Genomic DNA, 12,509 nt, shown 5'->3' with positions numbered 1-12,509 from the left:
TCAAAGGGCTAGAGAAAAATCTCAATTAATTGAGATTTTTCTCTAGCCCTTTGAATTAGTTCTACACCGTAAATATCAAACTTTTCATTATATATTAAGGGAAAATCCTCCCCCCTAAACTGAACCACAATATTTTCTTGGCAAAAAACTTTAGGTTGTGCAGCCGAATTTATATAGAGTGGCTTAGTAGGAGACCCTCTATCGGAGCCAAAATAAGTTTGAAAACCTCCTATTGTCTTATTCAATAGTGCAGTAGTCTTGTTAATTACAGTGCTTTTTCCTATTTGTATATCACCTGTCAAAAAGACGTGCATGCTTAACACTTCCTATCTTGAATGAACCTTATTCTGCCCTTTACATAGTACTTTAATGGAACGCCTATAGCTGTTTAAACTCTTCATTTACAGCAGATACCACATTAGCGAGCAAGGAATCGAATGCTGAAGAAAGCCACTTAGAGACAGTGTTCCAAGTTAGCCTACTAGAAACAGCAGGATGGGCCACAGGTACTTGTCTTAATTCTTCACAACCAGGAAATCGCCACAAATACGGATCTCCAATGAGTGTAGTGTAATTTCTACTGCGAACAAGCTCTACTAATTGTTTCTCACTAGATAGTGCCATATCCCCTCGCTCAGCTATAGTAGCAGACCAGCTGAAAAAGGTAGCTACTGTTATGCCTGCTAGGCAACCATGCACTCTTAATGCATCCCTTATTGAATTTCCTATAACTTGATCAGCGACGATTAAAACAGATGACTTTTCTGTAATAGAATGAATAGGTAAAGCTCTACCTGCATCCATGTGCTTAAGAAGATAATTTCCATGACGAAAGCCAGTAGGACATGCTGCAATATAGGGGGTACCAAATCTAGATTGAAGGTATTTTGCAAGCTGTAGGCCCGATGCCGTAACCGCCAAATTAATCTCAGCGGCAGCCACGTTCTTGATTTGATCAAGAGAGGTGCCCATAAAATAAGAACCATTTACTGTCCAACCTGATTTGTAAAAATAATCACAAAAGCTTATGTCATTTCCTACTGCTCCAAAATCTAAAGGGGTCACGCCTAGAATATTTAAGCTGTGGGGTATAAGCTCCACTTCTTCCTGTGCAAATCGATCAAATAGGCTTTTGCCAGCAAGGACAATGCCTTTATCGTAATAATCAAAGCCAGTCGTATTAAATCCAAAAGGAGGCTTCCCAGTGGAAGATTCAATTTCATATGCAATCCCCTCCATATCCATACCAGTTAAGGCAGGAACTGGTGTACCTACTAGAGCAATCATATATGAATCTAAATGTTCGCTGGCTTCACAGATTCGTTTTACCACCTTGTCGTCATTGCCAAGGATTGCATCTATATTGCGTAATGATGTACAAAAAGTGCTTTTTTTGTTTTCTGACCATCTAGGTTCATCGTATCGAACATAATGGCTCGTACAACAACTGGCATCGTTGATTGCTGTAAGGCAATCAAAATCAAAGAAAACAGAACACACTCCTGCGTAATCTGCTGCAAAGGGAGGTATATATATACAAAGTTTAGCCATTTTTATTCACTCTCCTTTCCTGGTATAGGTAGCTCAGGCATATTATACTTCTTTGTAACACAATCTCGAAGAAGAGCAAATAAACGATGGATTCCATGAAAACCAAAATACCCTTCGTCATGCCATATATCTGCAAAATGTCGTGCTCTAAGCAACCTTACACAATCAGCACCTATGGCAATAATCTCTTGATCAGGCTCTAGTATCATATTTATATAATCATTTGTTAGAATGATTCTAATCTCTTTATGTTTTTCTCTAATATACTCTTCTGCTTCTTCTTCAATCTTAAACATATGACTAGAACAGAAAATATATTTAACCTTAAAACCATATTCTAAAAGGGCTTTAGCAGCAGAGAAAGGCTTTAATGAAGCACTAGCATCAATTGCAATTTCCATGTCTCCTATGACATCTACTGTCTTAGCAGCATCTTCAAAAACATTACTAATCTCAGTGGAAAAATCCGGTGCCTCATGACCAAGTATGGAAGCAATAGTACGGTAGCCCTCAACTATATAATGTGCATCGTAACTTGCTGTAAAACAATAATAGGGCATGTCAAACTTTTTTTGTAAATACTGAGCTGACTTTTCCCCTATAAAGCGCAAGACAATAGACATTTGACTTTTAGCCATATCCTGATACTCTTCGTATGTATGGCAATGAAATAATTCACGGACTCTACTAACGCCCCAAGATTTCAATAAAGATAGAAACTCACAATCTGGTTCTAGAGAAACAAAATCACCCAGAAAATTTACGCCATGATCTTTTTCAGTGGGTTTCTCTAGAAAGGAAAACAAATTCAAATGCTTTTTCATGCCCATATTATTATTTTTACTTAAGGTAACAGGATCGATATGATTTACGGCAAATCTTTTGCCTGGAAAACGACTATGTAACGCTTCTAGCATTGCTTCTTCATCGGTTCCAAGAAAGTCATCTATACAAAATACGGCAATAAAGAAGATATGAGGTGTAGGCTCTACTATTTCACAGAGTTCAATGATTGCTTCACCAATCATTGCTTCATAGCTACCTGAAATTTCATCAGCTTCCGAAATAAACAAAAATGAGTAATCCCGTGTGTCTCCATACTCTATGGCATGAATAGCATGACGACGAGTACATGAGGAAGGACCTACATAAAGGGTATGACTTCCTGGCACACGAAGTATGGTATGAAATTTTTCAGGTTCTGGTAGAAAGTAAGAAAGTCCTATTTCAGACATGTCTGCATTCCTCCAATATACTAGTAGCAAGCAGACGGTAATACTCCGCTTCCTTTGAATCTGGAAATGCTTCGATTACAGTTTTTCCAAGAAGTTCAGATTGTGTCACCAAATCCATACGTGGTATGTCACCGATAATTTTAGAGTGGATTTCTTCTGCTAATTCTGAAACCTTTTCGTATTCATTTTCTACATTTCGACGGTTAAGAATAAGTCCTCCTAATTTTGCATAGTTACGCACTTTAAAATTAGATAAAGCAGAAGCAATATTAGAGGCTGCAAACATGGACATTTTTTCGCCTGATGTGACAATATAAACATAATCGGCATATTGCTTTCTAAGTGGCATGGCAAACCCTCCACAAACCACATCTCCTAATACGTCATAGAGGATGACATCTGGTGAAAAAAATCCATATGCGCCTAGCTCTTCAAGTTTCTCAAAAGCTGTAATGATTCCACGACCTGCACATCCAATTCCAGGGGTCGGTCCCCCCGCTTCTACGCAAAGAACCCCTCTATAGCCTTTATGGACAATCTTATCTAAAGTAATTTCCTCTTCTTCAGACCGCATTAAATCTAGTATGGTTGTAATAGATTGGCCTTTCATCAAGAGCTGCGTAGAATCTGATTTTGGATCACAGCCTATTTGTATAACTTTTAAGCCCTTATCCGCAAGAGCTGCTGATAAATTAGACGAGGTGGTAGATTTACCAATACCGCCCTTTCCGTAGATTGCTATTTTGATCATATGTATTAGTCCTCCTCAATCTTCTGCAGCAATGTAGTGTGAACTCCGCTTGACCCTAAAGGAATGCTCTTAATGCTAGAAACTAAATCAGCAGGTGCTCTTCTACGTATTAGGAATTAACTCCTCACTACACAACAACTCCACTAAAATTTCCTCTCCTGGTAAGAACTTATCCCTACCTATTGGGGCGATAAAAAGTCCATTGCATCTAGACATCATGTCTGGAAATTTGTAATCAAAACTTAGAAAATGAGCTGTGTACATTCCCTCTTGCTTTTTTACCTCTATGAGACCATAAAATTCATAAGATTCTTTCTTATTAATTTCATCTTGAAGGATTGATTTGACTTTAGGACGTATAGGTGCTGGCAAGTTTAAGAATCTGCGAACCATAGGAATGATGCACCAATCTAAAACGCTAAAGCATCCTAAAGTAGGCCCTGGCATATTAATTACAGGCTTTCCCTGAATCATGGCTAATGCAGTAGGCTTTCCAGGTACGCAGAAAACACCATGCTGTATCCAACTAGCTTCGTCCTCAACTAGTCTGCTATTGTAGTCTTCTTCACCTTTAGACGAACCTCCATTAATAATAACCATGTCCGCTGTAGAGATTGCCTTCATTAATGTTTCTTTTAAGGAGCCTACATGATCTTTTACAATAGGGTAGGAGATAAATTCTCCTACCCACTGTTCTACAGCGGTTTTGACCATTATTCCATTAGATTCTATGTTTTGACCTCGACTAGGGGCTACGCCTAAGGAAACAAGTTCGTTTCCCGTTGGAATATAAGCTACTTTAGGCCTATCGTAAACTTCTATTTCCTCATACCCTCCTGTTGCTAAGACACATAGATGAGATGGTCGAAGAACTGTGTTCGCTCTTACTAGTAAATCTCCTTCTGCTACGGTTTCTCCTTTATTTTTAATAGCAGAACCGGGAAATACCTTTGATTTATAAGAAATATGTAAATGACCTTTTTCATCATAAGAAACGTTTTCAATGGGAATCACTGCATCAAATCCATCACTAAAATCATCCCCAGTATCCGCTTGGGTAAAGTCAATTCCTTTTATCCAGTCTTTTGTGTTTGGAATTCCCCTCTTAAAATCTTTTGAATGAACGGCAATGCCATCGCATTTTGACGAGCGATAAACAGGAAGCGTATTCTTAGAATAAAGATCTCCTGCTATAATCCTACCTAGCCCTTCACAAATGGGGATACTTTGGGTCCGTTTAACGGGGCTCCATCTAGCAAATAATTCTTCCATAACCTGCGCCCTTGTTACAAATAATCTTTCGTCTAATCCCATAAGCCTTCTCCAATCCTACTGACAGACCAATTTGCAAATCTTCCATTGTCCATTTATTTGCCTCCTTGTATATCTAGCTTATTGCAAAATAGACCCTAGAAAGCTATGTATTTGCCATAAACCTCCTAGGAATAAAGTTTACTTATCCAATTATTTCCGTAATCTGTTCATCACTTAAATCTGTTTTGAAGAAATGACTATAGAAGTACTCAATCTCTTCTTTTAGCATATCTGTAGTCATTATTTCTGGGTAAATCTTGTTCATAGCCCACATAATTGTCAAAGGCTGCTCTACAGTACGATTTCCCCAAGTATGAGCTACAGTTGGAACGGCATAAATAGCATCTTCTTTAACAGCTGTAATATCTTTTAATCGATCATCTGCCTTGATTTCTTCACCCATTTTTCCGCCAGTTGTAATCATGACATCTGGGTTCCACGCCAAAAGATCTTCTACAGTATATTCATAACTATTTGTATCTCTATCATTATCCGTTACACTGATACCATCTGCAGCATCAATCCACCATTCTGCAATAATATGAGGCTGCGTATATGTAGTGATAGATCCGTAAAGGACCTTTTTCTTATCCTCATCAGCAAGGTCTTTCGTCAACTCTTCTGCCTTAGTGACTTTTTCGTCAAAGTAATTTAAGTAATCCTCTGCTACATCTTGTCTGTTTAGAACATCACCTAATAGGTTAACTGCAACTTCAATATCGGATAAATCTTCCCATTCTAGATAAAGAACCGTTAAACCTTTCTCTTCTAGAAGTGGTATAGTATCCTTGCTCATTGTAAGACATAGGTCTGGTGATGCTTCTAGAACCGTTTCAATTTGAATCTCTCCGCTACCGCCCTCAAAAACAGGTCCTTCAGCAATTTGTGGAGCGAATACATATTGATACTTCCATTTATCTCCTTCTGTAAATTTAGGAGACATTTCATTGATGATTTTATCTCCATCTCCCATTAATTCTACAAAGGCATTTAATACACCAATAGATCCAAAAGTTCCTATAGTTTCTATGTCACCATCTATAGTGACCTCCCTACCTGCCATATCTGTAACTGTTTTAGTAGTATCAGGTGTTTCTTGTTGGGTATCTGTTTTATCTAGTGCATTAGAAGCTGGCTGAGAACATCCTACTACAAACGATAATAGTAACAACAATACCATGAGTAGAGGCCCTACTCTTTCCATCCTTTTCATCTTTTTCATTAGTTTTCCCCCTTTAATTATGTCTTTCTATTATAGGAACACAAACTTTTGTTGTGATATCCTCTTGACAAAGCTCCACATCTGTCACGTATATGCTGGTTTCGTATAACCTGGTTAAGTTTTGTGAAGTAACTACTTCTTCAGGTTTTCCCATTTTAATAATCTTTCCCTGCTTCATAAGCATGACTTTGTTACAAGAGAGAAAAGCGTGATCTGGAAAATGGGATGTCATTAAAATAGAATACCCTTCCTCTGATAATTGTTTAATAACTTGAAGGATTCTTACCTGATTGCTATAATCTAAATTGGCAGTAGGTTCGTCCATTACAAGAATTTGAGCTTGTTGAACCATTGCCCTTGCCACCAAAAACATCTGACGTTCTCCACCACTCATTTGATTGAATACCTTTCCACTCAAATGATCGATACCTAACTCTTCTAAAACATTTTGACAAATCTTTCGATCCCCGCTACTAGGGCTAGCTCCTGATCCTAAATGAGCGATGCGACCCATGAGAACTACTTCCTTAGCTAAATATGGAAAAGCCATAGTAGATGCTTGTGGTACATAGGCCATATATTTTGCTCTTTTCTTAGGAGATTCGTTCGTAATATCTTTTCCATTGATTTCAATGTTTCCCTTATAAGATTTATTAAGGGCAAGTAAACACCGAAGTAATGTTGTCTTACCAGTTCCGTTAGAGCCCAATAAACATAAAACATCATTTTTATTCAGTTCAAAAGAGATATTAGAGAGAATCTCTTTTCCTTTATTGTAATGAAAACTAAGGTTCTTAACTTTTAACATCAATTCCACCCTTGTCTTGCCCGACTTAGCAATGCAACAAATGCTGGTGTACCGACTAAAGCTGTAAGCACTCCTAGAGGCAATTCCACACCTTCTACTCCTCGAATTACATTATCTACCAATAACAAGAAAATACCACCTATTAAAAAAGATACAGAAGCCATCTTGCTATAGTCTGCGCCTACAATCATCCTTGCTAAATGAGGTATTACCATGCCAATCCACCCAATAATCCCACATATGCCCACTGAGACTACAGTCATCAATGTGGAACTGATTACAACAACTATCTTAACCATTGGTACATTGACTCCCATGGTTTGTACTACATCCTCACCAGCAGAAAGTGCATTAATCTGATGGCGAAAGAAGTACAATAGAAAAAGAGAAATACATAGAGCTGGCAACATTATAAATATATCCCTATTAGTAGCTCTACTAAGACTTCCCATAAGCCAAAAGGTAATGGAGGGGAGCTCATTATCCGTGTCAGCAAGTGTTTTGACAATAGACAATAGAGCTTGGAAAAAACTAGAGGTAACTACTCCTGCAAGCACTAGTACAGTAATAGATTGTCCTCCAAAAACACGAGATATTATGTAAGCAATTGAAACAGCTAATAGTCCAAAAACAAAAGCACTTAGCTGAATTTCAATCCAATTTGCTTCGTTAATCATAGCTAGTGCAGCGCCAAAACCTGCTCCTGCAGACACCCCTAAAATATCAGGAGACACCATGGGATTCTTAAAAAGGGTTTGATAGGAAGCTCCAGAAATAGATAAAGCGCCACCGACTAAGACAGCTAAAATAATCCTAGGAAAACGTACTTGTAAGATAACTACTTCTAGTGTTTTTTCCCAGTATTTTTCTATCTCTATAAAGCAAGATACAAAAATATCTAACAAAGTTTTTAAAGTAAATTGATACCTACCAATTAAAAAGGATATAAAGATTAGAGAGACAAGGCAAAGACCTAGTATTGCCATCTTAAATATGTAATTTTTATCTTTAAAGTCATTCCTCTCTCTTTCCGTCATAACTCCCCTCCCATTGTCCAATTTTTTATCCCACTTTTATAAATATTAAGATGTTCTTTATAATTGGTATTGTAAATAGTAGTATTGCTATTTGTAAGTTTTCAAAATAATTACATCATTCTCATATCAAGTATTGATAAATGTAAATGGAAACTTTAAGTTTGGTTTAGTTTGGTTTGATTATAATAAGTATAATTTAAAAGCGTTTATTTGTCAATAATATTAACTTTTTACAATATCTACACATGTCAAACAGTAGCCTTATAGTAGAACTTCTCTGCTAAAAGATATATAATCTCCACTTAATGTTTCACGTTATTTCAGTGTATAATATTCCTAGAAGATCCTTAAAGAAAGAGGGGCATTAGATGAGAAATATAAAACTAAAAATCGCTTATGATGGTAGCAGATATTACGGTTGGCAAAGGTTAAAAGATAACGATCAGACCATTCAAGGCAAGTTAGAATCCGTTATCAGTGAAATGGTTCAGTCCCACATAGAAATCATTGGTTCAGGGAGAACGGACGCTGGGGTCCATGCAACGGGACAAATTACAAACTTCCATACAGATTCTAAAATGACTATAGAGGAGATGCATCATTACATCAATCGGTACCTGCCACAAGACATTGTGGTGAAAGAAATGGTACAAGCGTCAGAACGCTTTCACAGTAGGTATCATGTAAAGAGCAAAAAATACACTTATTATGTGTGGAATCACTTTACGCACTCCCCTTTTCATAGAAAGTACAGCTATCACCTCCCAGAGGAGCTCGATGTGCCTCTTATGAAAGAAGCCGCAGAAAAATTTATCGGTACTCATGACTTCATCGGTTTTTCTTCTCTAAAAAAAACAAAGAAATCAACTATTCGTACTATTGACGAACTAAGCATTTCCTCACAAGATTACTTGATGGGTTTTTCTTTTGTGGGAGATGGATTTTTATATAATATGATTCGGATTATAATGGGGAGTCTAGTAGAAATAGGGCTTCATGAAAAAGAGTTGTCACATATTGATAAAGTACTTGAAAAAAATGTACGATCAAAGGCAGGAATTACGATGCCTCCACAGGGCTTATTTTTGGAAGAGGTTTACTATTAATAATAGTTGAACGCTAGTTGAGCAGTTATTGAACAATGGTTAAATCATTGTTTACAAATAAAAGCAGAAATTAGAAGAATCTAAATTCATCCAGAGCAAAGTGAACACCCATATTTTTTCGTTTAAAGAGAAATATGCTCTTTTTTCAGCTTTCCACAAAAACAAAAGCAAGCTTGTTATTATCAACAATAAGCTTGCTAGTTTTCTAATTCGTGCTAAAATAACAAATAGACTACTCATGAGAAAGGAACTACAATATTATGATTTTTTCACTTCTTAAATTAGCAGAAATACAAACAAAGCTAGCCAGTCAATTGCCATTGCTCTTAGGCACAGTCTACGCTCTTTGGAGATATGATGATTTTAATCTATTACATTTTCTCTTTATGTTTTTATCTTTGCTTACCTTTGATATGGCTACCACAGTTACCAATAACTATATGGACCATAAAAAAGCCATCAAGACTTCAGGATATGGTTATGAAGAGCACAATGCAATGGTCCGAGACAAGCTTTCTGAGACTACTGCACTATTATTTTTAGTGATTCTATTGATTATAGCTGTCACATTCGGAATCCTTCTATGGTTTAATACATCTATCGTTGTATTGCTTCTAGGCGCACTCTCTTTTGGCATTGGCATTATATATTCCTTCGGCCCTGTGCCTATATCTCGCACTCCTTTTGGAGAGTTGTTTTCAGGGGGAACTATGGGCTTTATCATTCCATTTTTAGCTGTATACATACATGTATATCCCTTTCATGTTTTTGACATCAGTATAGACGATGGATTATTTAATATATTAATAAATTTAGACTTTATTATTTCTATATTTTTCTTAAGCATTGCGCCAGTGCTAACTATTGCTAATATCATGCTTGCTAATAATCTCTGTGATATGGAAGATGATATCATCAACAAGAGATATACTCTCCCTATCTATATAGGTAAAGCAAAAGCTCTTCGATTATATAAATACTTGTACTATATTATTTATATAGGCGTTGCAATAGGGTGCCTTCTACAAAAGCTTCCATTATTATGCCTCTTCGTATTTTTAACACTGCCTGTAGTGAATAAGGGCATCGCAGCCTTTCAGCATGAACAAAAAAAAGCTACAACCTTTGCAATTGCCATAAAAAACCTCGTACTCATAAATGGCGCACTGATTATTTTAATATTTTTATCAATATTCATTAAATAAATGAAGCAGCAGAATCACAATCTGCTGCTTTTTTTGTTGTGTTATCAATATTTCAACCTTGCAGTTTTATATCCGCTTTTGAAATCATTTACTCTACAGTATTCGTATCTGCTCAAATACCTTTTAACTTATCTCATCAGGCTTTTCCTAAAAAATTCTTTTCCTGATTTCTCTAATTTTTCTTGCCATATTAATTTTAGTAACGCTAATTCATCAGAATAGTCTGTTTTGCTTTCATCTTTGTCATAGGAAAGTTGTTCTACTATTTCAATAGTAAATTCCTTTTCACCCTTTTGCTTCCATTCCTTTTGAAGCTCTTTATTTGGATGATTTCCTGCTCCTAATTTGAATTTAGCACCATTTATTGTTCCTTTTAAATTTTGGGTTGCCTCAATAAAACATTTGTTATTTGACTTTGATGAAATCATATACAATCCCATACCTGGTTTCATATTCTTGTATTGTTCCTTTAAATCCCTTCTATGATCCATATCAATACCCCATCTCCTTTAAAATTGCAGAAAGGGTTTTCAATCGTTCTCCAATTAATTCATCATCTTCGCTTAAAGCTTGATTGAATAGTAGAATATCTTCATCTATCTTCTCATTATTCGTACAGATCGACACACTCATGGCATCTCCTTGCAAGCCGATACGATCAATCAAAGGAGCTTCTGTGTCGTATAACTTTTCATATCGGTATGCATCACGAAAATATTGTTTTGCTCTACAAACAAGTATGGCAAGATCTAGTACTCGATGAAGAGGTAATTCTTCAGATTGTCTAGACCACTTTTCTCCAGTATGACGCCATACTTTAGCCGAAATATCTACCTTTCCCCGATCATTCCACTGAGCTAACCCCAAAGAAAGTCCCTTTGCATCAGATTGATACGCATTTCTTCCATCAATGTTTTCATAATCTTCAGAAACGATTACTGGTTTATGTTTTAAACTTGTTGGTATATTCATAAGCATCTCCTAACTAGTAATTTACTAATTTACTAAATCACTAGTATTGTACCATGAATATTTTATATAGGCAATAGAACGGATATCGAATAATTTTACTTATTTAAGTTTTTTCAATTAAAACTAAAATCACGTCATCTTATAATTAATTATAAGATGACGTGCTTCCATGTACTGCGCAATAAGAGGAAACTTGTGAGGACACTTTCCTCAATCTATTCTTATTTAAAAAGCTTCTTTATCACATCTAATAAACTAAAAGAGGTTTTATTGTAGACTTTATTATATGCTGCCTTTTTAGAATCTTTTATCCAACCCATTCCCTTTTTTCCATAACCAGGTATTAGCGCCTTTTTAACAGACCTCTTCATTTTTCCAGTAGTTCGAGCTTTAATGGATTTTTTTAAGCTAGGTTTTCTCATGCCGATTTTCATTCCCATCATCTCTCCTTCAAATAGATCTCTTTTTTTATCTTATCATATTAACAAAAGCAACTGAAAAAAGTTGGTTTTTACTTTTGTTTATTGTAAGGCTCTAAATGAATAATTATTTCTACATTATTTTTAATTTCTTCTTGAATCTTTTCTTCAATATTGTGCATCAGCTTATGGGATTTTTCTACACTTAAAGTGGGTTCAGTCATAATATGCATATCAATGAATAATTCATTTTGACTTCCTCTACTTCGGATATTGTGAGCATCTTTTACCAGATCAAAGCTCATTACGATATTTCTGATTTCACAGGTATCAACTGCAGCCTGGTCGAGGAGGATACAGCTATTATCTCTAAATATCTCATAAGCTCCATGAAGGATAAATACTGCTACTATGAGGGATGCTATAGAATCAATTACAGGAGGTAATCCAAGAATAATGCAGAGGAGAGTGAAAAGTACTCCTGCAGATACATAAACATCGCTCCTAGTATGTATAGAATCTGAAATCAAGATTTGACTGTAAAGCTTTTTTCCCATATGGTATTCAACTTGACTGACAAAGATATTAATGCAAAGGGTAAATAACAGCAGCAACAAGCTTTGTAAGCTTATCTGCAGAGGTGTGGGATTAAAAAATCTGCTTAATGCATCTACCATTATTTTAATCCCAATCATAAACAACATCCCTGCAATAAATAATCCTGTGAGCATTTCAAATTTCCCATGACCATAAGGATGGTCTTCATCCACTGGCTTTGATGCAAAATGAATTCCTATAAGACCAACAATATTAGATGATCCATCCCCCAAAGAATGAAATCCATCTGCCATAATACTGGTGCTATTGGCAATAGTACCGATGCTTACCT

General features: G+C 36.1%; 14 protein-coding genes. 2 read left to right on the top strand and 12 right to left on the bottom strand.

The window, feature by feature from the left end:
* Window positions 1–8: 8 nt before the first annotated feature.
* The 8 genes from Q7P22_RS07740 to Q7P22_RS07705 form a co-directional block, all read right to left on the bottom strand.
* Window positions 9–314 carry a nucleoside-triphosphatase gene (locus Q7P22_RS07740; protein WP_303862723.1) on the bottom strand — a complete coding sequence of 102 codons (306 nt, stop codon included), beginning with the start codon at window positions 312–314 and terminating at the stop codon, window positions 9–11.
* A 64-nt stretch (window positions 315–378) separates the two neighbouring features.
* Window positions 379–1,551, bottom strand: a complete 1,173-nt coding sequence (locus Q7P22_RS07735) for a nitrogenase component 1 (RefSeq protein WP_303862721.1) — start codon at window positions 1,549–1,551, stop codon at window positions 379–381.
* Window positions 1,552–1,553: 2 nt separating this feature from the next.
* A complete protein-coding gene (locus tag Q7P22_RS07730) occupies window positions 1,554–2,786 on the bottom strand; it encodes a nitrogenase component 1 (protein WP_303862719.1) in 1,233 nt (410 codons plus the stop codon).
* A complete protein-coding gene (locus Q7P22_RS07725; protein ID WP_303862716.1) occupies window positions 2,779–3,537 on the bottom strand; it encodes a nitrogenase iron protein NifH in 759 nt (252 codons plus the stop codon). Before Q7P22_RS07725 ends, Q7P22_RS07730 begins: the two co-directional genes overlap by 8 nt.
* 102 nt (window positions 3,538–3,639) lie before the next feature.
* Window positions 3,640–4,851 (bottom strand): molybdopterin molybdotransferase MoeA, encoded by a 1,212-nt coding sequence (locus tag Q7P22_RS07720; RefSeq protein ID WP_303862714.1) that lies wholly within the window; start codon window positions 4,849–4,851, stop codon window positions 3,640–3,642.
* Between the two features lie 142 nt (window positions 4,852–4,993).
* Window positions 4,994–6,073 carry an ABC transporter substrate-binding protein gene (locus Q7P22_RS07715; RefSeq protein WP_303862712.1) on the bottom strand — a complete coding sequence of 360 codons (1,080 nt, stop codon included), beginning with the start codon at window positions 6,071–6,073 and terminating at the stop codon, window positions 4,994–4,996.
* A 13-nt stretch (window positions 6,074–6,086) separates the two neighbouring features.
* Window positions 6,087–6,881, bottom strand: coding sequence for an ABC transporter ATP-binding protein (locus Q7P22_RS07710; RefSeq protein ID WP_303862709.1), 795 nt, complete (start codon window positions 6,879–6,881; stop codon window positions 6,087–6,089).
* Complete coding sequence (locus Q7P22_RS07705; protein ID WP_369695508.1) at window positions 6,881–7,918, bottom strand: FecCD family ABC transporter permease; 1,038 nt, start codon at window positions 7,916–7,918, stop codon at window positions 6,881–6,883. Before Q7P22_RS07705 ends, Q7P22_RS07710 begins: the two co-directional genes overlap by 1 nt.
* Before the next feature lie 368 nt (window positions 7,919–8,286).
* Between Q7P22_RS07705 and truA the strand changes: the two genes are divergently transcribed.
* Together truA and Q7P22_RS07695 are read left to right on the top strand one after the other, a co-directional pair.
* Complete coding sequence (gene truA / locus Q7P22_RS07700) at window positions 8,287–9,024, top strand: tRNA pseudouridine(38-40) synthase TruA (protein WP_303862706.1); 738 nt, start codon at window positions 8,287–8,289, stop codon at window positions 9,022–9,024.
* A gap of 260 nt (window positions 9,025–9,284) precedes the next feature.
* Window positions 9,285–10,229 carry a 1,4-dihydroxy-2-naphthoate polyprenyltransferase gene (locus Q7P22_RS07695; protein ID WP_303862704.1) on the top strand — a complete coding sequence of 315 codons (945 nt, stop codon included), beginning with the start codon at window positions 9,285–9,287 and terminating at the stop codon, window positions 10,227–10,229.
* 128 nt (window positions 10,230–10,357) lie between these two features.
* Here Q7P22_RS07695 and Q7P22_RS07690 read toward each other — a convergent pair whose 3' ends face one another.
* The 4 genes from Q7P22_RS07690 to Q7P22_RS07675 form a co-directional block, all read right to left on the bottom strand.
* On the bottom strand, window positions 10,358–10,720 hold the full coding sequence (locus Q7P22_RS07690; RefSeq protein ID WP_303862701.1) for a GIY-YIG nuclease family protein: 363 nt from the start codon (window positions 10,718–10,720) through the stop codon (window positions 10,358–10,360).
* A gap of 1 nt (window position 10,721) precedes the next feature.
* Window positions 10,722–11,201, bottom strand: a complete 480-nt coding sequence (locus Q7P22_RS07685) for a DUF6530 family protein (protein ID WP_303862698.1) — start codon at window positions 11,199–11,201, stop codon at window positions 10,722–10,724.
* A gap of 221 nt (window positions 11,202–11,422) precedes the next feature.
* Window positions 11,423–11,644 (bottom strand): hypothetical protein, encoded by a 222-nt coding sequence (locus tag Q7P22_RS07680; protein WP_369695507.1) that lies wholly within the window; start codon window positions 11,642–11,644, stop codon window positions 11,423–11,425.
* 68 nt (window positions 11,645–11,712) lie between these two features.
* On the bottom strand, window positions 11,713–12,509 hold a 797-nt coding region (locus Q7P22_RS07675; RefSeq protein ID WP_303862695.1), incomplete at its 5' end, for a cation diffusion facilitator family transporter.

Origin of the sequence: Alkalibaculum bacchi (genome assembly GCF_937875145.1) — a bacterium.
GTDB classification, from domain to species: domain Bacteria; phylum Bacillota; class Clostridia; order Eubacteriales; family Alkalibacteraceae; genus Alkalibaculum; species Alkalibaculum bacchi_A.
The sequence above is the reverse complement of the archived record's forward strand: the minus strand, read 5'-3'. Positions and strand labels throughout refer to the sequence as shown.

Coding starts and splice junctions, on each gene's coding strand:
- Q7P22_RS07740 (WP_303862723.1), bottom strand. CDS start 314: ATGCACGTCTTTTTGACAGGTGATATACAAATAGGAAAAAGCACTGTA.
- Q7P22_RS07735 (WP_303862721.1), bottom strand. CDS start 1,551: ATGGCTAAACTTTGTATATATATACCTCCCTTTGCAGCAGATTACGCA.
- Q7P22_RS07730 (WP_303862719.1), bottom strand. CDS start 2,786: ATGTCTGAAATAGGACTTTCTTACTTTCTACCAGAACCTGAAAAATTT.
- Q7P22_RS07725 (WP_303862716.1), bottom strand. CDS start 3,537: ATGATCAAAATAGCAATCTACGGAAAGGGCGGTATTGGTAAATCTACC.
- Q7P22_RS07720 (WP_303862714.1), bottom strand. CDS start 4,851: ATGGGATTAGACGAAAGATTATTTGTAACAAGGGCGCAGGTTATGGAA.
- Q7P22_RS07715 (WP_303862712.1), bottom strand. CDS start 6,073: ATGAAAAAGATGAAAAGGATGGAAAGAGTAGGGCCTCTACTCATGGTA.
- Q7P22_RS07710 (WP_303862709.1), bottom strand. CDS start 6,881: ATGTTAAAAGTTAAGAACCTTAGTTTTCATTACAATAAAGGAAAAGAG.
- Q7P22_RS07705 (WP_369695508.1), bottom strand. CDS start 7,918: ATGACGGAAAGAGAGAGGAATGACTTTAAAGATAAAAATTACATATTT.
- truA (WP_303862706.1), top strand. CDS start 8,287: ATGAGAAATATAAAACTAAAAATCGCTTATGATGGTAGCAGATATTAC.
- Q7P22_RS07695 (WP_303862704.1), top strand. CDS start 9,285: ATGATTTTTTCACTTCTTAAATTAGCAGAAATACAAACAAAGCTAGCC.
- Q7P22_RS07690 (WP_303862701.1), bottom strand. CDS start 10,720: ATGGATCATAGAAGGGATTTAAAGGAACAATACAAGAATATGAAACCA.
- Q7P22_RS07685 (WP_303862698.1), bottom strand. CDS start 11,201: ATGAATATACCAACAAGTTTAAAACATAAACCAGTAATCGTTTCTGAA.
- Q7P22_RS07680 (WP_369695507.1), bottom strand. CDS start 11,644: ATGATGGGAATGAAAATCGGCATGAGAAAACCTAGCTTAAAAAAATCC.